The sequence below is a fragment of the Acididesulfobacillus acetoxydans genome (assembly GCF_902729405.1).
Classification (GTDB): Bacteria; Bacillota; Desulfitobacteriia; order Desulfitobacteriales; family Desulfitobacteriaceae; genus Acididesulfobacillus; species Acididesulfobacillus acetoxydans.
The window spans coordinates 3,119,809-3,138,745 of the sequence record NZ_LR746496.1 but is presented as its reverse complement, the minus strand read 5'-3'; the positions used below and the strand labels follow the sequence as shown (position 1 = coordinate 3,138,745).

16 protein-coding genes are annotated in these 18,937 nt (G+C 52.8%); 8 read left to right on the top strand and 8 right to left on the bottom strand.

What is annotated here, in order from left to right; genetic code table 11:
- The first annotated feature begins 24 nt into the window (after positions 1 to 24).
- Positions 25 to 1,389 carry an ISNCY family transposase gene (locus MNU25_RS13905; RefSeq protein WP_240983734.1) on the top strand — a complete coding sequence of 455 codons (1,365 nt, stop codon included), beginning with the start codon at positions 25 to 27 and terminating at the stop codon, positions 1,387 to 1,389.
- Positions 1,390 to 2,133: 744 nt separating this feature from the next.
- A complete protein-coding gene (gene iscB, locus MNU25_RS13900; RefSeq protein WP_240985612.1) occupies positions 2,134 to 3,396 on the top strand; it encodes an RNA-guided endonuclease IscB in 1,263 nt (420 codons plus the stop codon).
- A gap of 161 nt (positions 3,397 to 3,557) precedes the next feature.
- Here iscB and MNU25_RS13895 read toward each other — a convergent pair whose 3' ends face one another.
- From MNU25_RS13895 to MNU25_RS13885, 3 genes are read right to left on the bottom strand one after another with little or no spacing between them, the layout of a single operon-like run.
- A complete protein-coding gene (locus MNU25_RS13895) occupies positions 3,558 to 5,513 on the bottom strand; it encodes an ABC-F family ATP-binding cassette domain-containing protein (protein WP_240985611.1) in 1,956 nt (651 codons plus the stop codon).
- 36 nt (positions 5,514 to 5,549) lie between these two features.
- Positions 5,550 to 5,849: a type II toxin-antitoxin system RelE/ParE family toxin gene (locus tag MNU25_RS13890; RefSeq protein ID WP_240985610.1), complete on the bottom strand. Its 300-nt coding sequence runs from the start codon at positions 5,847 to 5,849 to the stop codon at positions 5,550 to 5,552.
- Complete coding sequence (locus MNU25_RS13885; protein ID WP_240985609.1) at positions 5,836 to 6,105, bottom strand: type II toxin-antitoxin system Phd/YefM family antitoxin; 270 nt, start codon at positions 6,103 to 6,105, stop codon at positions 5,836 to 5,838. Before MNU25_RS13885 ends, MNU25_RS13890 begins: the two co-directional genes overlap by 14 nt.
- Positions 6,106 to 6,747: 642 nt before the next feature.
- Between MNU25_RS13885 and MNU25_RS13880 the strand changes: the two genes are divergently transcribed.
- Positions 6,748 to 7,068: an ArsR/SmtB family transcription factor gene (locus MNU25_RS13880; protein WP_240985608.1), complete on the top strand. Its 321-nt coding sequence runs from the start codon at positions 6,748 to 6,750 to the stop codon at positions 7,066 to 7,068.
- Positions 7,069 to 7,343: 275 nt separating this feature from the next.
- On the opposite strand, the gene MNU25_RS13875 is transcribed toward MNU25_RS13880, so the two are convergent.
- Positions 7,344 to 7,592, bottom strand: a complete 249-nt coding sequence (locus tag MNU25_RS13875) for a spore coat protein (protein ID WP_240985607.1) — start codon at positions 7,590 to 7,592, stop codon at positions 7,344 to 7,346.
- A gap of 20 nt (positions 7,593 to 7,612) precedes the next feature.
- Complete coding sequence (locus MNU25_RS13870) at positions 7,613 to 7,801, bottom strand: hypothetical protein (RefSeq protein WP_240985606.1); 189 nt, start codon at positions 7,799 to 7,801, stop codon at positions 7,613 to 7,615.
- 352 nt (positions 7,802 to 8,153) lie between these two features.
- Here MNU25_RS13870 and MNU25_RS13865 point away from each other — a divergent pair, with 352 nt between their 5' ends.
- From MNU25_RS13865 to MNU25_RS13845, 5 genes are all read left to right on the top strand, one after another.
- Positions 8,154 to 9,269, top strand: a complete 1,116-nt coding sequence (locus MNU25_RS13865) for a cache domain-containing protein (RefSeq protein ID WP_240985605.1) — start codon at positions 8,154 to 8,156, stop codon at positions 9,267 to 9,269.
- Positions 9,270 to 9,793: 524 nt separating this feature from the next.
- Complete coding sequence (gene fdnG, locus MNU25_RS13860) at positions 9,794 to 12,841, top strand: formate dehydrogenase-N subunit alpha (protein WP_240985604.1); 3,048 nt, start codon at positions 9,794 to 9,796, stop codon at positions 12,839 to 12,841.
- Position 12,842: 1 nt separating this feature from the next.
- Positions 12,843 to 13,667, top strand: a complete 825-nt coding sequence (locus MNU25_RS13855) for a 4Fe-4S dicluster domain-containing protein (protein ID WP_240985603.1) — start codon at positions 12,843 to 12,845, stop codon at positions 13,665 to 13,667.
- Positions 13,667 to 14,380 carry a formate dehydrogenase subunit gamma gene (locus tag MNU25_RS13850; protein ID WP_240985602.1) on the top strand — a complete coding sequence of 238 codons (714 nt, stop codon included), beginning with the start codon at positions 13,667 to 13,669 and terminating at the stop codon, positions 14,378 to 14,380. Before MNU25_RS13855 ends, MNU25_RS13850 begins: the two co-directional genes overlap by 1 nt.
- Before the next feature lie 69 nt (positions 14,381 to 14,449).
- Positions 14,450 to 15,301, top strand: coding sequence for a formate dehydrogenase accessory protein FdhE domain-containing protein (locus MNU25_RS13845; RefSeq protein WP_240985601.1), 852 nt, complete (start codon positions 14,450 to 14,452; stop codon positions 15,299 to 15,301).
- Positions 15,302 to 15,345: 44 nt separating this feature from the next.
- On the opposite strand, the gene MNU25_RS13840 is transcribed toward MNU25_RS13845, so the two are convergent.
- From MNU25_RS13840 to pduL, 3 genes are all read right to left on the bottom strand, one after another.
- A complete protein-coding gene (locus tag MNU25_RS13840) occupies positions 15,346 to 16,662 on the bottom strand; it encodes a glycosyltransferase family 4 protein (RefSeq protein ID WP_240985600.1) in 1,317 nt (438 codons plus the stop codon).
- 56 nt (positions 16,663 to 16,718) lie between these two features.
- On the bottom strand, positions 16,719 to 17,681 hold the full coding sequence (locus tag MNU25_RS13835; RefSeq protein ID WP_240985599.1) for an NAD-dependent epimerase/dehydratase family protein: 963 nt from the start codon (positions 17,679 to 17,681) through the stop codon (positions 16,719 to 16,721).
- Between the two features lie 565 nt (positions 17,682 to 18,246).
- A complete protein-coding gene (gene pduL / locus MNU25_RS13830) occupies positions 18,247 to 18,846 on the bottom strand; it encodes a phosphate propanoyltransferase (RefSeq protein ID WP_240985598.1) in 600 nt (199 codons plus the stop codon).
- Positions 18,847 to 18,937 lie beyond the last annotated feature (91 nt).

Here is an 18,937-nt window from a genome sequence, read left to right as displayed (position 1 = left end):
AAATCCTTTTTTGGGGGGCAAAAAATGTTACGACTTCGCAACGAACAGCTTACAATTTGGGACTCCATTTTGCCGAAGGAAGTGCTGGAACTAAGCCCAGAACTCAAGACGGTTGATCGTCTCTTGGATGATGAGCGATTTATGGAGCCCTTTCTCTCTCACTGGAATATTCGTATTGGCCGACCAACTGTTCCGGTGGAAACTTATCTCCGTCTAATGTTTCTCAAATTCTGTTATGGATTTGGCTATGAAACACTTGTTAGCGAAGTCAGTGACAGTATCAAATGGCGGCGGTTCTGCCGCGTTGATCTCGATGCCTTAGTGCCGCACAGTACGACATTGATCAAGCTGAGCCAGAAATACGGGGACGAAATCATTGAGGATCTGAACAAAAAACTTGTTACTAAGGCGAGTCAGGAACAGATGACACGGAACCGGCGGCTGCGTACGGACACTACAGTAACCGAATCCAATGTTCACTACCCAACGGATGCCCATCTGCTGGCGGATGCAGTAAAAACCATAACCCGACAGGCGAACCGCCTTTGCGATCAAGTGAGTGGCACAGTTCCTAAGATGAGGAATCGTTTTCGTTCAACGAAAAAACGGATACTGGAAATCGGCAAGACCTTGAAACGGCGAAGCCATGAGGCGGTACAGGAGGTTCGCAACATCACGGATAAGCTTGTGGATAAAGCGATTGAGACGATTTCCGATGCCCATCGGATAATGGATAAAGTTGAAGAGACTTGGGGCGAGCAAATAAGCCCAGCTCTAAAAAATACGATCGAGAAATTGGACAAGCTCATTCATACCACGGACAAGATTGTCAATCAAACGCTTCAGGTGAACAGCGGAAAAACACACATCCCGCAACGGGTAATTAGCCTCTATGATCCTGACGCGAGGCCTATCCAGAAGGGCAAGTTGAAGAGCCCGACGGAATTTGGCTATAAGACCGAAATCACAGAGAATGAAGACCGTCTGGTTACGGATTACAAAATCCATATAGGCAACCCCAGCGATGAAAGTTTGCTCTTGGGCACCGTGAGACGCCACATCGAAAACACTGGGCGGATCCCTTACGCTGTTGCCACTGACCGTGGTTACAGCAGTGGTAAGAATGAAGCAGCTTTAACCGAACTGGGGATAAAACGAATATCCATCCCAAAGAAGGGCAAGAAAACTCAGAAGCGACAAACCCATGAAAGGCAAAGATGGTTTCGACGTCTGCAAGCATGGCGTGCTGGTGGAGAAGGAACCATTAGCATCTTGAAACGTAAATATGGCCTGGGGAGGAGTCTGCTCAGAGGACACCGCGGAGTTAGCATCTGGGTGGGATTTGGCATACTGACCTACAATTTAAGAAGATTGGCCGCCATGAATTAGGAAATGGCAAGGAATACCCCTCTACAATGCCGGGGATTCATACTGATGTATTCCGATCCCAGGGGGTCGGTCAAGGGACGGTTTGCAAACCTACTTTTTCAGGGCAATCTAGGTATGTTCTTAGATGCGAATAATCCTACCAATGCAATTTGGATCGGAACATGCCTGATTATTGCTACGATCTTCGGATGTTCCGTACGGATTATCAAAACTATAGAGGAATATCATAGGAATGATTCTGAGAAATAGCCTTATGTCAAACTTACCCGAGGTCAACTCACCCCGCTACTTGCCCCTTACCAAGTTCTAGAACCCGCCTCGATTGGACCAGGATACTAACCATGATATGGTTAAACGGTTTAGACAATAATGTCAACTACCCCCACTTAACGCCGTAACCGGCGTTAAGTGGGGGCTTGGGGAAACGTGTAAGCCAGTCTTGCACGCCCCCAGGCCCGGTTGATTAGCCCCAGTGGTCGGGATGTTCACCGTAAGGGGACCGCCTTCCACTCCGTTAAGCCAGAATATATAGGCACCCTGGGATACTCCACACGTCCCAGGGCCTGCGGTGAGTGTCTGAACATCTCTGATGGGTAGGAGAAGTGATGCTCACACAAAAACCTGGCATTAACATTGGCGATGTGGACCCACTGTCTTTTAGACAGACTTATCTCTTCGAGGAGATGAAAAACGTGGTCTATGTATTATCGAAAGACGGGACACCGTTGATGCCGACTGAACGACATGGCAAAGTACGAAGGATGCTTAAGGGATGGCAAAGCTAAGGGGATCCAGGCAAAGCCTTTCACTGTCCAGCTTATGTATGAAACGACGGAGTATACGCAATCGGCTGCTTTAGGCTTGGACTCCGGGTATACCCATGTGGGTTTCTCAGCGGTCAATACAACAAAGGAACTGATAGCTGGGGAATTAACCTTGCTTCAAGGCCAGGTCGAACGCAACAAGGAACGTTCTATGTACCGCAGGCAGCGGCGAAACAGACTTCGCTACCGGGCCAAGCGTTTTAGTAACCGCAGAAAACCGGCAGGGTGGCTGGCTCCCAGTCTACAGAACAAGCTGGATACTCATATCCACTTGGTAGACAAAATTTCTACCTTGGTTCCCATAAGCAAAGTTGTCGTAGAAGTAGCTGCCTTCGACATCCAGGCGATCAAAAATCCCGGAATCGAAGGGAAGGGCTACCAACAGGGCGAACAGTATGGATTCTGGAACCTCCGGGAGTACATCTTTCACCGGGATAATCATCAATGCCAAAACCCGGAGTGCAAAAACAAAGCCGGAGAAAAAGTGTTGCAAGTGCATCATATCGGCTTCTGGAAAGAAGATCGAAGTGACAGGCCAGGGAATTTGATCACGCTCTGCACAAAATGTCATACCCCGGCCAATCATCAGCCTAGCGGATTTCTGCACGGTTGGCAGCTGAAGGTCAAAAGTTACAAGCCGGAGACATTTATGTCGATTGTGCGCTGGAAACTGGTTAATGCCCTTGGTTGTGAACACACCTATGGGCATGTCACAAAGGCAAAACGCATTGAGTTAGGACTTGTTAAGTCTCATGCCAACGATGCGTTTTGTATCGCTGGAGGAACCCGCCAGCAAAGAGTTGATCCGCTACAGGTGAAGCAGATTCGGCGGAATAATCGGAGCTTGGAGTTGTTCTACGATGCCAGGTACATCGACATTCGCACAAGTGAGAAAGCTTCCGGTGGGGAGTTATTTTCCGGCAGAAGAACCCGGAACAAGAACTTGAACGGACCTAATCTGCGGGTTTTTCGAGGTCGGAAACTCTCAAAAGGCCGTCGCAGTATACGGAAGAGGCGGCATGCATACCAACCGGGAGATACAGTCCTTTTAGCCGGACAGAGGTTTTCCGTGAAAGGCATTCAGAACAGGGGAGCTTATATTAAGTTAACGGATCTAGCCAAGCCGGTGAAGACAGAGTTAGTTAGCCCGTTATATTATGGGAAAGGACTATGTTTCAGGTAGGAACCAGCGTCCATCCCCGACCTTAGAGGTCGGGGATGGACGCTGAGCATTGGTAAAAAAGGAGTAGATGTTCAGGAACCATTCAATGAGCATTTAGAAAGAAATTATAGCACAGGCGGAAAATGATGACATTTTTTCTGGTATAAATGTATCTGTAGTCCTCAGGACGAAATGTTTGCAGTACAACTTCTGCCCTGCCTAATCTTTTCTGCCAATTCATTGAGGTAGGTCCAACGCTCCAACATTTCATCAAGCTTCTGCTCAGCCGCCTGTTGCTTTATCGTCAATTCCTGCAGTCTGGAAAAATTGCTTCCCTGTTCATTCATTTCATGTTGAATCTCTTTGAGTTCTTCTTCCGTTTGCGCAATTTGGTCTTCTATTTGCTCATATTCCCGTTGTTCTTTATAGCTCATTTTCAACGGGCGTTCTTTCCTTCTCTCCGGTTTTTCTTCTTCTAATTCCGCCTTCTTAAGCTGAGCCTTCTCAGACGGGACCTCCACAGACGGGCCGACTTGTCCCGAAAGTTGCCACGCCTGATAATCCGAGTAGTTTCCCACATAGGCTTCAATCTGCCCTGTTCCCGTGAAAGCAAAAATCTTGCCGGCCATGCGATCGAGAAAATACCTGTCGTGCGAAACGGCCAAAACAGCCCCCGGAAACTCATCCAGGTACTCTTCCAAAACCGTCAAAGTCTGAATGTCCAAATCGTTAGTGGGCTCGTCCATTAAGAGGACATTGGGAGCCCCCATCAAGATGTGCAGAAGATAGAGCCTGCGCTTTTCTCCCCCGGAGAGCTTCGAAATGGCCGTCCACTGGGACGAGGGCACAAACAAAAAACGTTCCAGCATTTGGGCGGCCGTCACGGTCCTCCCATCGGAAGTGGGAATCACTTCCGCAACCTCTTTGATATAGTCAATCACCCGAGTATCAGGATTCATCTCCGTGTTCTCCTGGGCAAAATAGCCGATTTTGACCGTGGAACCCCAATCGACACAGCCGCTTTCCGGAACACTGCGCCCGGCCAGTAAGTTCAACAGAGTCGATTTACCGCTCCCATTCGGGCCAATAATCCCTATCCGATCATTTCTTAACAAGCTGTAACTAAAATCCTCGATCACAACACCCCGGCCTGAAAACTCTTTATGCAGGTGAGTCCAGGCCAAGACTTTTTTGCCCAAGCGGGATGCCCCAGTGGCAATTTCGACATGTCCCAAAGGTTCCGGCGGTTTTTCGGCCTGAAGTTTCTTAAAACGCTCAATCCTAGCTTTTTGTTTAGTGGAACGCCCTTGGGCCCCCCGTTGGATCCAGGCCAGCTCGTTACGCAAACGGTTTTGCCACTTGCGCTCTGAAGCCTCTTCCCGTTCCAGGCGTCCGGCCTTCAGTTCCAAGTAACGACTGTAGTTGCCCGGGTATGGATAGAGTTTTCCCTGGTCTAGCTCCATAATCCGGGTAACCATCCGATCCAGGAAATAGCGGTCGTGCGTGATCATGATCAGCGCACCCTTGCGCTTGTTTAAATATTGCTCTAACCAATCCACCGTATCATTGTCGATGTGGTTGGTGGGCTCATCCAGAACGAGTATTTCCGCCGGGTTGATGAGGGCACTCGCCAAAGCCACTCTTTTGCGCTGGCCGCCCGATAACCTCCCCACCGCCGCATCAAACTCGTGAATTCCCAGTTTATTGAGAACGGTCTTCGCTTCACTTTCCAGTTGCCAGGCATTAGCAGCGTCCATTTTCTGCCCCAAGGACAGAAGCCCTCGTTGGTATGCGGGGTGATCCGGATGATTCGTGAGCTTCTCAAGCGCCGATTCGTAAGCATTCAGAAGCTGCATCACCGGTGAAGTTCCTTTGAATACCTGCTGCAAGACCGTCGCCTCATCCTCAAAATCCGGATTTTGGGGCAGGTACTCGAGGCGCACACTGTTTCCGACCGTGACTTGACCCTGATCCGGCCATTCCACGCCCGCCAAAATCTTTAACAACGTCGACTTGCCTGCGCCGTTCACCCCAATAATTCCTATCTTATCTCCTTCATCAATACCAAAAGATATCTCAGAGAAAAGTACTTTTTCGCCATAGCTTTTTGTCAGGTTTTCAGCCGTTAAAACATCCATTGTTTCTCTCTTTCGGCCACAATCCGTGTGTCATTCTCATAAATCGGGGTAATTTCGCGCGGCATTCAACACTCTGTACACTACAACCTTATCACCTACCACCTTATAAAACGCAATATAGCCATCGATCATCAGCATACGGTATTCCTGTTTTGCCAGCTCGGTGTCAGGTACGATTTTTCCGATGAGCGGAAAGTCCGCGAGTGTGTCAATTTTCCCGGCCACCTTCTCTGCCAGGTCCAGTGCCGCTTTCGGACTGTCCGCCGCAATGTAAAGGTATATTTCAACCATGTCCTCACGGGCGATTTGCAGCATCGTGACTCTATGCCTGCTCATGATGGAGACCCCTGATATACCCTCTCACATCATCCGTCGTGTAAGTCGGCGTTCCGTTAAGCCGCTGCTGCTCCGCTTCCAACAGTTTGGCTCTCAGGTTGAGCATAGCTTCTCTTCGTTCATACGCGGCAATGCTCATGACAACCAGTTCACCCTCGCCATTCTTTGTCAAATAAACGGGTTCAGACTTTTCTTTACATATCCTCGTTATTTCACCAAGCTCTGTTCTCAGAGCCGTTGTGGGCTTAATCACCATTGCGCATCACTCCCATACATGATTACGGCTTAATTATGCTCTTTTCGTGCTCTTATTGCGTATTATTTTAGCACAGGTGCTCCAGGGGTGCAAGAGCCGATGAGGGCAAGCGGACATAGGCCCTAGTAAGAACTGTAAAAAGCCCTCGCTCCCAGGCGACATTGAATCTCTATGGTTCACTGGAGACTTGTCTGCGCTATCCCAGCTGGGAACCGGATTACCGGCCAGGCCGCAGCCACCGCGAATTCTTAACGACCCTGGCTGATAGGGGCGGAGGGAGGCCCGATTTGCTTCCTGGCGCTCCGGAAGCCGCAGGGAACGATTTGATTGAGCAGTTAGGGAAGCCTCGTTGATGAGCTTTAGGACATCTTCTTGAACGGTAAAGTGAAATGGGAAGGCTGACAACCTTCAAGGTAATCTTGGTATGATCATCGCCCGGAAAGCACCTTGACATGTATATGACAATATTATAAAATATGTCATAGAGAGATTAGGTCCTGTCTGCATACCGAGAGTGGTATCTGTCTCCGTACCGAGAGTGGTTATCCTATTTACGCACAGAGAACAGGATCTATCTGTGTGCAGAGTAAGATATTCTGGCGAGTTTAACTTAGAAATAAGCACAGTGAGGTTTTGATGGCTATGAAGACGATGATTTGGACAAAACAAAGCGATCTGTTTAAAGCGCTCGGACATCCGTCACGGGTACGCATCCTGGAGTTCTTGGGCAGCGGCGAGCGCTGTGTTTGCGAGATTATTGATGAACTTGGGTTGGAGCAGTCCAACGTTTCCCAGCATTTGGCCGTATTGAGGCGGGAAAATGTGATCGCAGCGGAGAAGCGCGGTTTAAAAGTGATGTACAGGATCAAGCACCCGGAAGTCTTGGAAATCCTGGAAAGAGGGCAAAAAGTTATCCGCGACGAATTAGAAGACAGCTATCGTTTGATGAAGCAATTGAAGTAGGGTTCGGGCGCAAGGGTTTTGGCCTTGATTTCGCTGGGAGAATTTATCCGGCAAAATAAGCCTCCGGGGAAGGATTAGCAATCCCCGGAGGCTTATTTATTCTTTCGGAAGGCATAACTGTTCCGCAGGATAAGAAAACTTACGTCAGCTGCGGCGCTTACGCCAGGTACCTATCCGGATGTCGTTATCCTCTTGCAGGATAACGATGCTGTCAAGCCTCTGCAATGTCGCCGCTGCAGCTTGGGACACTTAATCTCAGCGGCGGCAGACCGGACTTATCCCTGGGACAGTTCAGTGCGGACTTGGGTGATCTCGCTGACTGAAGCGGCTTGGGCCGGCTTATAGTATCCTTTTTGCATGGCGACATTCGCTAACTGAAACTGAAATTGCTCGTCACCGTTTCGGATTTCCTGCAGAGTTTGACGCAGGTTAGGATTGGATGTCTCGGCGATGATCCGGGCGTAATTCCCTAAGCTGCCTTTGAGCCCGGTGAGGACATCGGCCACAATTTCTTTTTCTTGCATAAAATCACCTTCTCTTTTTCCTATTGTAAGAACTGCATCAAGCGCTGCTTCGTGCTTTTGGCAGACTGGGCAGATTGACTCAGCATCTGCTTGATTTGCTGATCATTGGCCTGGGTCGAGTATTCCTGCAGCTTTTTGGCGCTGAGAGTGTGAGCGGCAATAGCCTCCCGCAGGTTTTGCAGTTCCATGGCGGTAATCTGTTCTTGCATCTGACACGGCTCCTTTCTTAGAAAATCCAGTAGTAATGTGTTCGCCCGGGTCCCATTTTATGCGTGGACGCAGAAATTTAAAGAAGAGTAGATTGCTGACAATTGCGCTGACGAGAAGATTTTGAGCGGAAAGATCCGATACCGAAAAAGTCTTCCGCGTGGGGGCGGTCCGCACAACCACTTACACCCCGGTTTTGACAGAAGCAGGAACTCAGGGCTTTTGCGCGAATTATGGATATAGTGGCAGATAGCGGCAGAGTACGGCGGGACGGCGTTTGGAGATTAATGTGAGGAACATCAATGGCCGGTGCCGGTGCGTCCGGTCCGGGGCTGACGGAAGGAGGATTTCACTTTGCGTTCGCTGAAGATGCAAATCCTGGTACTCATTCTCGGTTCTTTGTTTTTACTGGCGGTCAGTTTCATGGCGGTTTTGGGCTGGTACATGAAAGACAGGGCGTTGGCTGCGGCGATAATCAAGGCTAAGACGGATTTGGCAACCTGTTCCGAAATAGTCGACCGGACCTGTCCGGGTTCTTGGCGTGTTGAGGGCGGGCTTTTATACAAGGGTTCGGTTGAGATTACGAATAATATTCCGCTGGTGGACCACTTAGCCGGTTTGACGGGGGACACTGTTACCTTTTTTCTGGGGGATACGAGGGTGGCCACAACCGTACGCGGCTCGACCGGAGAGCGGGCCATTGGCACCAAAGTTTCTTCTGTCGTCGCCCGGAAAGTTTTAAAAGAGGGTCAGAACTACCTGGGCCAGGCCAATGTGGTGGGGCAGATTTTTCAAACGGCTTATAGACCGTTGCGTGCAGATAACGGGACCATTGTAGGCATGTTTTACGTGGGTATTTCCCACAATTATGACCAGGAGATGATTGCTGATTCTCTGAAGAAAATGGCGCTCTTAGGCGGCGCACTTACGGTCGCGGTTGGCCTTCTCGCCTGGTTTTTCGTGCAAAGGGTGATCATTGAGCCCCTGCACAATATCACCATGAGCACACGTGATGTCGCGGCAGGGCATCTGGCCGAAAAGATTGACGTGGGGGGGCCCAGCGAGATTGGAGAACTGGCAGGCGCATTTAACCAGATGGTTGAGCGTTTGCCCCTAAGTTCATTTTCGGAGACACGCCCGAGTGCGGATGACGGCAGCGGGGGTGATGTCTTGGCCCGGATCTGCCATTCGTTGGAGCCGAAAGGATTGCCGAAAGGGCTCAATGAGGCGACCTTGCGGCAAATAGTTGTCTTCTTGTCAGATAAGGCGGTCGGCCCGGTTTCGGCCGAGGAGGTCGCGGAAGGTGTTCGCTTGACGAGGGTCACCGTCCGGCGCTATCTTGAGTTTTTGGAACAGTGCGGTGCCTTGAAAGGGGAATTGAAGTATGGATCGGTGGGCCGGCCTGTCAAACTGTTTTCACGGACGGGTCAGGCGGTTTTTACGGACGCGGGAGCAAAACCAAGGGAGTAAAAAGGGATTTTCTTTATTTACATAATTATTGTTCTTTATATTCCTTATGTTCCAAAGAGTGACGGGCATATAAATTGCCGGTAAAATTGGATATAAGAGGCTCATTCCGAATATTAGCATAATATGTCCATATTCGAAAAAGCGCTGTCAGAAAGCTTGCCAGGCCAAGAAGTCTGACTCACGGTTCAAGAAGTGCAGAGGCTCGAGTAAGACCAAGTAACCGGAAAAAAGCTGCCGAGAAAGAGGCTGAGGAAAGCGGCAAGCAACGGGTCAGAGGAAGCCAAGTTTGGGGAGGACCGGGCAGGGGAGGGAGCGGGTCGGAGGAGGTTTGGGTCGGAGAAGGACCGGGCAGGAGAGCAAGCGGGTCGGAGGAGGAGCGGGGCGAAGAAGGACTGGGCAGGAGAGGGAATGGGTCGGGGGAGATTCGGGTCGGAAAAGGAGTCGGCAGGAAAAGGTCCGGGCCGGAGGAGGAATAACTCGAAGAAAGCAAGCAAGTAAGAAGGAGAAAGAAAGGGGTACGACAGGTGGACGTTACGCGCCGCGGTTTTCTGAAATTGACGGGCTTGTCCGTTGTGGCTCTGGCCGCCGGGGTCGGGATCGATCCGGCGGCTGCGCAGGCCAAGGGTTATACCTTGAAAATCGATGGGTGCCAAAAGATCCCGAGCATTTGTCATTTCTGTTCAGGCGGGTGCGGGATGCTCTTATATGTCAAAGAGGGTAAGCTGATTCATCTTGAAGGGGACCCGGATCACCCGACCAATGAGGGGACACTTTGCCCCAAAGGCGCAAGCTTAGGCGCCGTGGCCTATTCCCCGCAGCGGGTGGTGAAACCCCGCCGCCGGGCTCCGGGTGCGAAGGATTGGGAAGAGATTACCTGGGAAGACGCCCTGGACCGAGTGGCTGAAAAAGTTAAAGAGGTGAGGGACGCAACCTGGCTTTCCAGTGAAGAGACCCCCGATGCCAAAAGCGGGCATTCGATTTCTTATACCGTGAACCGCGCGGAGGGGATTGCTTTTCTGGGTTCAGCGGAAGTAGATAATGAAGAGTCGTACCTCATTTCCAAGTTCTGCCGGGTACTGGGTGTTCCTTATAACGAACACCAGGCCCGTATATGACACGCCCCGACGGTGGCAAGTTTGTCACCCTCGTTTGGCCGGGGAGCCATGACGAATTCCTGGTCTGATCTGCAAAATGCGGAAGTCTTTCTCGTCGCCGGCAGCAACTGTGCCGAAAATCATCCCATTGCCATGCGTTGGATAAACCGAGCCAAGGCGAAGGGTGCCAAGATGATCGTGGTCGATCCGCGTTTCACCCGGACCGCCAGTAAAGCCGACGTCTTCGCTCAAATACGCCCGGGGACTGATATTGCCTACCTGGGTGCCATCATAAATTACGTCATTGTCAACAAACTCTATGATGAAGAATACGTCCTCAATTACACAAACGCTTTGTTGAAAGTCAATCGGGATTACAGGTTTGATGAGGGGCTCTTTTCCGGTTTTGACATTAAGAGCCGTAAGTACGGGGTGGATAGCTGGAGCTATCAGCTGGGTCCTGACCAAAAGCCTTTGACCGCGGCCTCTCTGGAAGACCCGGATTCTGTCTTCGCCAAACTCAAAGCACACTATTCCCGTTATAGTTTTGAGACTGCCGAAAAAATTACCGGCATCCCGGCCCAGACGATTGAGTTAATCGCCGAGACGTTCGCCAAGAGGAAGCCGGGTACGATTCTTTACGCTTTGGGTATGACCCAGCACACTACGGCGGTGCAGGGAATCCGGGCTTATGCTATTATTCAGCTTCTCCTGGGCAATATCGGCAAAGCGGGAGGAGGAGTCAATGCCTTGCGGGGAGAACCCAACGTTCAGGGTTCGACCGATATGGCGAATCTTTTTAATAACCTGCCGGGCTATTTACCGGCGCCGATTAGTACGGACAAGAACCTGCAGGATTATGCGGCCCGCAACGGGTCGATTCAGGTGAAGCCCTTGGTTTCTCTGTTAAAAGCTTGGTATGGTGAAAACGCGACCAAAGCCAACGACTACGCTTTCGACTATTTGCCCAAGATCAACCCGGCTATGAACGCCACCATGGTGAAGATGTTCGAACTAATGGAGAAAGGGCAGTTCAAGCTCCTTTTCAACATGGGTTCCAACTCGCTTGTTTCTATTGCTAATCGGCAGCTCGTGCGCTCGGCCCTGACCAAGCTCGACATGATGGTTGTCTCCGATCTGTTTGAAGTCGAAACGGCCCAGTTCTGGCGGGAGCCCGGTGTCAATCCCTCGGAGATCAAGACGGAAGTCATTATGTTTCCCGCCGCCTTTGTCTATGAAAAAGCGGGTTCCCTGACTAATTCTTCGCGCTGGATTCAGTGGAAAGAAGCGGCCATAAAACCCTTGGGCGAGGCCAAGCCCGATTTAGATCTGCTGGACGCCCTGTTTAAGAGGATTCGCCGGCTCTATGCGGGAAGCGCTGCGGCCAAAGACGCCCCGATTCTCAAGGCCCGCTGGGACTACGGCGAAGAACCGAGTGCCTTGAAAGTTCTGCAAGAACTGAACGGGTACGATGAAACTAGCGGCAAGCTGCTGCCGACCTTGGCGGATTACCTGAAAGCGCCTGTGGGGGATGTGTCCACCGGTTGTTGGATTTATGCCGGCGTCACGGGCAACGGCAATTTGGCGGCTCGGCGCAACAACACTGACCCGTCCCATTTGGGGCTCTTCAATAACTGGTCTTTTGCCTGGCCCGCCAATATCCGTATTCTCTACAACCGCGCTTCCTGTGATGTCGACGGGCAGCCGGTTGATCCGAGGCGCAAGCTCGTTTGGTGGGATAGCGCGAAAAGTCTCTGGCTGGGGAATGACGGTCCGGATGTCGTGGATAAAACCAAAGGCCCCAAGACACCGGAAGGAAAGCAGTCTTTCCGCATGAATCCGGAGGGATTAGGGCGTCTCTTTGCCGCCAAGTATACGAGTGGTCTGCCCGCGGCACCTCCCGCGAACGGGCAGCCTGTCATCGGCATCCGCCCGGCCGGTCTCTGTGTCGACGGTCCGTTGCCGGAGTTTTATGAGCCGACGGAGAGCCCCACGGAGAACCTCTTGCATGCGCAAGTTTCGGCCAGTCCGACTGCTCTGGTTCCGTCTGCGTTTCCGGAGATCCAAAAAAAGGGGAAAGCGGAGGACTTCCCTTATGTCCTTACGACCTACGGCGTTGTGGAACAGTTCTGTGCCGGGGGTGTCACCCGGAATATTCCCTGGCTCAACGAGCTTATGCCGGAGCCTTTTGCCGAGATGAGCAGGAACCTGGCTGCTAAAATCGGCGTGCGCGAAGGGGACAAGGTGGAAGTTTCCTCTGCCCGGGGGAAAGTGACGGTACGCTGTCTGGTGACAGACCGCCTCCAGACTTACAAAGTTAACGGCAGGGAGACGGAGACGATTGGTATGCCCTGGAGTTGGGGCTTTGCCTCTCTAAGCCCCGGTCCCAGCACGAATGAGTTGACTATTGCCTCCTTGGATCCGGGGGCGGGGACCCCGGAGACGAAAGTCTGCCTGGTCAATGTGAGGAGGGCGTAGGATGGCGAGAAAAATGATTTTTGCGGATACATCCAAGTGCACGGGGTGTAAAGCCTGTACGGTCGCCTGCAAGGAATGGAACGATCTGCCGGCTGAGAAGACCCATCTCATTGAGAGCTATCAGACCATGAAGGATTTCACCCCCAAGACCTGGACCTATGTGACCTTTATCGAACTGTACCGCAACAAAACCATGGATTTCTTTATGCGCAAGGCTCAGTGTTTTCACTGCGGGGATCCCGCCTGTCTCAAAGCCTGTACATCGAAAGCCATCAGCAAGAGTGCTGACGGTCTGGTGGTCATTGATCAGGACAAATGCATCGGCTGCGGGTATTGTGCGGAAAACTGCCCCTTCGGGGTACCTAAAGTGGATGCCGTTCGCAAAAAGGCCTACAAGTGTACCGGCTGCGTGGACCGGGTGGAGAACGGTTTGACCCCGGCCTGCGTCCAGACCTGTCAGCCCGGTGCTCTTCAATACGGAGAGCGGGAAGCGCTGCTGGCCAAAGCGAAAGAGCGTCTGAACGAAGTCCGCCGGCGTTACCCCCGGGCCCGGCTTTACGGCGAGCAGGAGATGGGAGGGACGACCTATGTCTATCTCCTGCTCGATGCGCCTGAGGTCTACCATTTGCCGCAGCACCCGGCCGTTCCCGTCTCTCTGACGCTGTGGCAAGATGTCATCCGGCCGGTGGGAACTGTGGCCGTGGGCGGGGCCGCGGCCGCAGTGGTCGTCGGAGTCTTGGGTAACTTGCTCCGAGGCGGTTATCGGCGGGAAGGCGGTCCGCCGGACGGCGGGGAACGCCGTTCTGCGAAAGGAGGGAAAAAGTAGTGGCTGCTGAGGACAGACAGGGAAAAGGTTCAAAAAGCTCGGCTGCGGCAGAGCAAGATCGGGTTTTGCGTTTTACGCGCGGGGAGCGGTTCAGTCACTGGGTGCACGCGATTTCTTTCTTTCTCCTGCTGATTACGGGTCTGGGAATTTTGAGTTTGTGGTTTCGCCCAGTCCTTTCTCTCTTCGGCGGAGTTCAAGCAGCCAGGGTGATCCACCGCGTGGTCGCCGTGATTTTCGTTGTCGTAGTAGCCGCCATGTTCTTCATCGGGGATCCCCGCTACCATTGGGAATGGTTGAAATCGGCCTTCAGTTTTTCGAAGGCTGACCGGCGGCACATCGGCGCTTTCCCGAAAGAATTTTTCGGCGGGCATGGCGAGTATCCGCCTCAGGGAAAGTTTAACGGCGGTGAGAAGATCAATTCGCTGCTCACGATCTTCGGCTCCGTTTTCATCACTTTAAGCGGGATTGTCATGTGGTTTCGGGGGAGTTTTCCGCCCGGACTTGTGCGCTGGGCTTACCCTATTCACGATTTGTCGATGTTTGTGATGACGGCGGCGGTGATCGGGCATATGTACCTCGGTCTTCTGCACCCCGATTCCCGCGCGTCAATTTTTGGTATGCTAAACGGCTATGTCCCCGTGAAATTTGCCCAATCCCATCATGCCGCTTGGTATAATGAGGTCAAGAGTACGGGGAACCGCTTCCACTTGTAGAAGCGGGAGTCTCGTGATTCGATTAGGAGCGTATGTAAGCGTGAGTTTCGGTCCGGTGGGAGGCAGACAATGAGCGAGCATAGGGGAGACGTCTTAAAAGTGGTGGCGGATGGAGTCCGGGGTCAAAGGCAGAAAGCCAGCCGGACGGAAGAACCGGATTTGGGGGAGGCCCGGAGAATTTACCGGCTCTTACAGGAGATTGTTCTGGCGTGGCAGGCTGAGAATGCGTCGGCTTCCGGGGACCTGCGCTCGAAGAGGTCTGCCGACGCGCGGGAAACATATGATGACGGGCGCCGTGAGCCCGAGAGCCGGGCAATACGCCCCTACTTTACGATCGGGCGCTTGCCGGAGAAAAGTGTGATTGAACTTTGGCACAAGCTTAATGCCGCCTCAGGGCGGGCTTGCAGCCCTGAGGAAACGGTTCAGCGGTTTGAGCAGTTTAAAGCGAGCGGGACCTTGGCGGAAGCGGACATGTTGGGACGGCTGCGGATTGCTTTGGCCGGGGTTGCTGGACTGGCCAGACGGCAGTACTCTGCCGAAGAGCTGGAGGCGGCGGGGCACAATTGGCTATCGCCTGTTTGTCCGGTCTGCGGTGAGCAATCGCTCCTTTCCCTGGTCTTGCCGCCAGTGGGGAAACGCCATCTCTTCTGCCGGGTTTGCGGTCACGAGTGGGCAGGTAAGCGGGTGGGTTGTATTCTCTGCGGAAGTGAGCAAGCTAAGGAGCAAACTTATCTCCGGTCGGAAAGTTACCCCGGCGTGGAGATAGTGGTTTGCCAAACATGTGGGGGATATTTCAAGGAGTTTGACGCCAGAGAGCGTTGGGTGGATGATTGGGTCTGGGAAGACATTCGCACTCTGCCGCTTGATTACGCGGCAGAAAAGTGGCTGGCTGAATCTGCGAGTTGCGGAGAGCCCGGCTGAGGAGCCGGATGCCGCTCATTTAAACAAGGCAAAAAAGTCGGTCATCAAAGCAGATACGTGGGAAGGAAGGATGCCCGCCGGTTCTTGCGGTCCTCGGCGTGACCCTGAAAAGCCATATTTAATTCGGCTGCTGTCCGGCTGGCAGAGAACTGATCGGAGATGCGTTGATACCCCTTAAGAGCGACCTCCGCCCTCAGTTTGCTGTCCGACAGCAGCCTTTCTATGGCAGCGGCCAAAGCTTGAGCGTCCTTGGCCGGGACGAGAAGCCCGGCGTCGTCTGCCAGCAACTCGGGGATGCCTCCGGTTTGGGTTGAAATCGTGGGAATTCCGAAACTCATCGCTTCCATGAGAGAAACGGGAATTCCTTCGTGCAGGCCGTGTCCCAGGTCGACGCTGGGAAGGACTACGGCTGAGACGGTTCGGGAAGCATAGAAACCTATGAGCTGTTCATGCGCCACTTGGCCCAAAAAGCGGACTTGGCCGGCAAGGCCCAGTTTCTCGCAGCAGTGCCGGAGCTCGCCCAGTAGTTCGCCCTGTCCGGCGAGCCAGAGGGTTGGATTGACTTGACGGCCCTTTAAAAGGGCCAAGGCGAGCAGCAAATAGCGGTGCCCTTTGACAGGGATGAGATTTGCCGGACAAAAGAGGACAGGGGCTTGAGCCTCGGCTGCCGGTGAAGTCCGGAAGCCCGGGTAGGGCTGAGACGGGGAGGCGGACTGAGAAGAAGAGGGAGGTCGGGTGGAAGAGGGGGGCAGGGAAACCCCCATGTGCAAGACAAAACATTTGCCCCCTGGCAACGGTGTGATCTCTTGCGCCATTCTGAGGCCGCTCAGGGAGATGAAACGGGCAAAAGCGGCGGAGGTGAGCTTTTGCGGCAGCAGGTTGTTCTCGACGATGTCCCAACGGTGAGCGGTGAAACTCCAGGGCAGTCTGGTTACGGTTGCAGCTACCCAGGCGGCGGTGGCTGTTGTCGTCGCCCAATGGGCGTGAATGTGCTCGGCACCGCATTTCGAGGCGAATCGCGCCAACCATAGGGCTTTGGGCAGAACGGCGAGGTTCTTCAGCAGGATCTTTGGTTGGCCGCGGCCGATCAGAGCCAGAAGTTGCGGCAGCAGAGCCGGATGTTTTAGAAGATGAACCAGTGCGGAAAGGAGAAGCCGGGGAGAGAGCAGAGGGACGGTTTCGGTGTTTGCAAGAAGAGGCAGCGCGTCTTTATGAAGGAGGTCCCCGCGCGGGTAAAGCGGGAGAATGGATATTTTATGACCCTGCTTAATGAGCTCATTGATCTCGGGAATTAAGAAGGCCTCGCCTGGGCCATAGGGAAAACTCGCGGTAACATAAATTAGGTTCACAACTAACTTCACCAGCATTTCTTCCGCAATTGTCTAATAAGGCAAAACCCCGCAGGATAGGTCCCTGCTCAATGACCGGCCTTCCTCACCTGACCGGGCAAATAATCGTGAGGCTGTACGCTCTTTTCCCAATAAGCCAGAGTTTTGGCGAGTCCCTGACGCAGCCGGACTTTCGGTTGCCAGCCGACTGGCAGATCGCTGGGGGCAAAAAAGCTGCGGGGGATATCACGGGGGCGGGCGGCCGTGTGACGCAGGTGAATATCTGCTTTCAACGCCCGAAAGAGTTGGGCTAATTGCTGTATGCTGTGTTCGCGGCTGCTACCCGCCAAATAAGTCCCTGTGGCGGCGGTGAGAGATAAGACGTTGGCTCGGGCTATGTCTTCGACATAAACAAAATCCCTGGTCTGAAGTCCGTCTCCCTCAATGAGCAAAGGCTCTCCCAGAACCGCAGCCAGACAGAATTTGGCGACTACACCCCCCTCTCCGGCAGGATTCTGACGGGGGCCGTATACGTTGCTATATCGTAAAATGACGCTCTCCAGAGAGGCGGTGAGACTTTCTGTACGCAGGAATTTCTCTACCAGAAGCTTGTTTCTGCCGTAAGGGGAGAGTGGACGAGTGGGTGTTGACAGGGTCAAAGGCAATTCGCCGGGATCGGTCATGCCGAAAACGGCTGCCGAGGAAGCGAAGACGAAACGGCGGACACCGCTGTGGATGGCATTGTCAATAAGGTTAAGCGAAGCCATAAGATTAACCTCGGCGTCAAGGCGAGGATTTCGCAAGGATTCCGGTGCACTTACCTGGGCCGCTAAATGAATGACGGCGTCCGGCCGGAAGGAGCGAAGGGCCCGGGCGACAGCGTCATAAGTACGCAGGTCTGTCGCAAAGACCGGGATTTCGCGGAGAGGCAGGTTGGCCGGCCTGCCGGTTGAAAAGTTATCCAATACACCGACTTCGTGGTCCTGATTGAGCAGGGTGTCGACCGTGTGAGAACCAATGAACCCGGCACCGCCGGTAACTAATACTCTCATGCAATCTCCTTTGTTCTGGTGTAACGCCTCGGCTCTTGGGCGCAAAGGGCGTATGCCGTACCTGACGCACTGAAGACGCAGGTACGGTTTGAGGCGGCAGAGCGGGTTTCGTATCCATTATCCGCTTTTCACCAGATTTAGTATTAACCTTCCTCTATAAACTATAAAGGAAGTTTTTGAGAGAGTCCTTAAAGCTATGCGAAAATCGTGTTAAGATTTGGTCAAGCCTGATTCACATCTGGTTTACAACTACCCATTCACAAAGTGGAGTGAATAGGCCATTGGGACGAATCCTGTCGCGGAAGACACATATCAGAAAAGCAGCCGGCGCCGTGCCTGCTCAAGACCGGCGGCAAAATGGCTGACGCAAGTGTTTTCATCCCGTCCCGCAGAAGATTGGCAACTTGAGACAAAAAATAGAAGAGCATGCATGCCGCCCGCGCGGATACACGCTCCCAGTTTGATCCGTTTGTTGTATGAACTTCGTTGCGCGAAGGCGGTTAGTGCCGAGGCTGAGCCATAAGACAGAGTCATGAAACCAAGTCAAGTGAAAGTCCGGCCGCGTCTAGCGAGCGGCCAGCGTCAGCCCGTCCGTTGTAACCAAGACCATATCCCCGTTGCGGACTGAAAAAGCATTGCCCTCGTCCGTGTCAATGTGTATATTAAGATGAGAATTGGCACTGACGCGGACCAGAACATTATTGAAGATTCCCCCGCGCAGACCGGGTATCTCAAAGCGCACATAGGCACCGTCGACAACCCCATATTGAGCGGCATCGCTGGGAGTCATGTGAATATGCCTGGCTGCTATGATGACCCCGGACGCCAAGATAACGCTGCCTTTGGGCCCCGCCAGTTCCAGGCCCGGAGTTCCCGCTAAGTCGCCCGAGTCCCTGACGGGAGGACGTACGCCCAGCTTGAAAGTGTCTGTGGTCGCCAACTCAACTTGAGACTGCTTTCGTACCGGCCCGAGAACACGAACCCCATTCAGGCTCCCTTTCGGTCCTACCAAAGTCAAGGTTTCCTCGCACGCAAATTGACCGGGCTGGCTCAGAAACTTAGACGGCGTCAAAGTGTAGCCGGGCCCGAATAAAGCCTCCACATGCTCTTGCGTCAGATGAACGTGACGGTTGGAGATCTCGATGGGAACTTGGAAAGCAGTCATATCAATCAACCTCCCCGGTAGTGTGCGGTAAAAATTTATCTTTCAACCACATTATACACCCAGTCTTGTGCAAAAACGTACTTTCAGAAAA

What these genes read in the sequence shown, in the direction of transcription:
- MNU25_RS13895 (WP_240985611.1), bottom strand. Translation starts at nt 5,513, where the DNA reads ATGGATGTTTTAACGGCTGAAAACCTGACAAAAAGCTATGGCGAAAAA.
- MNU25_RS13890 (WP_240985610.1), bottom strand. Translation starts at nt 5,849, where the DNA reads ATGAGCAGGCATAGAGTCACGATGCTGCAAATCGCCCGTGAGGACATG.
- MNU25_RS13845 (WP_240985601.1), top strand. Translation starts at nt 14,450, where the DNA reads ATGAGCGAGCATAGGGGAGACGTCTTAAAAGTGGTGGCGGATGGAGTC.
- iscB (WP_240985612.1), top strand. Translation starts at nt 2,134, where the DNA reads ATGGCAAAGTACGAAGGATGCTTAAGGGATGGCAAAGCTAAGGGGATC.
- MNU25_RS13870 (WP_240985606.1), bottom strand. Translation starts at nt 7,801, where the DNA reads ATGCAAGAACAGATTACCGCCATGGAACTGCAAAACCTGCGGGAGGCT.
- MNU25_RS13905 (WP_240983734.1), top strand. Translation starts at nt 25, where the DNA reads ATGTTACGACTTCGCAACGAACAGCTTACAATTTGGGACTCCATTTTG.
- MNU25_RS13880 (WP_240985608.1), top strand. Translation starts at nt 6,748, where the DNA reads ATGAAGACGATGATTTGGACAAAACAAAGCGATCTGTTTAAAGCGCTC.
- MNU25_RS13875 (WP_240985607.1), bottom strand. Translation starts at nt 7,592, where the DNA reads ATGCAAGAAAAAGAAATTGTGGCCGATGTCCTCACCGGGCTCAAAGGC.
- MNU25_RS13835 (WP_240985599.1), bottom strand. Translation starts at nt 17,681, where the DNA reads ATGAGAGTATTAGTTACCGGCGGTGCCGGGTTCATTGGTTCTCACACG.
- pduL (WP_240985598.1), bottom strand. Translation starts at nt 18,846, where the DNA reads ATGACTGCTTTCCAAGTTCCCATCGAGATCTCCAACCGTCACGTTCAT.
- MNU25_RS13855 (WP_240985603.1), top strand. Translation starts at nt 12,843, where the DNA reads ATGGCGAGAAAAATGATTTTTGCGGATACATCCAAGTGCACGGGGTGT.
- MNU25_RS13885 (WP_240985609.1), bottom strand. Translation starts at nt 6,105, where the DNA reads ATGGTGATTAAGCCCACAACGGCTCTGAGAACAGAGCTTGGTGAAATA.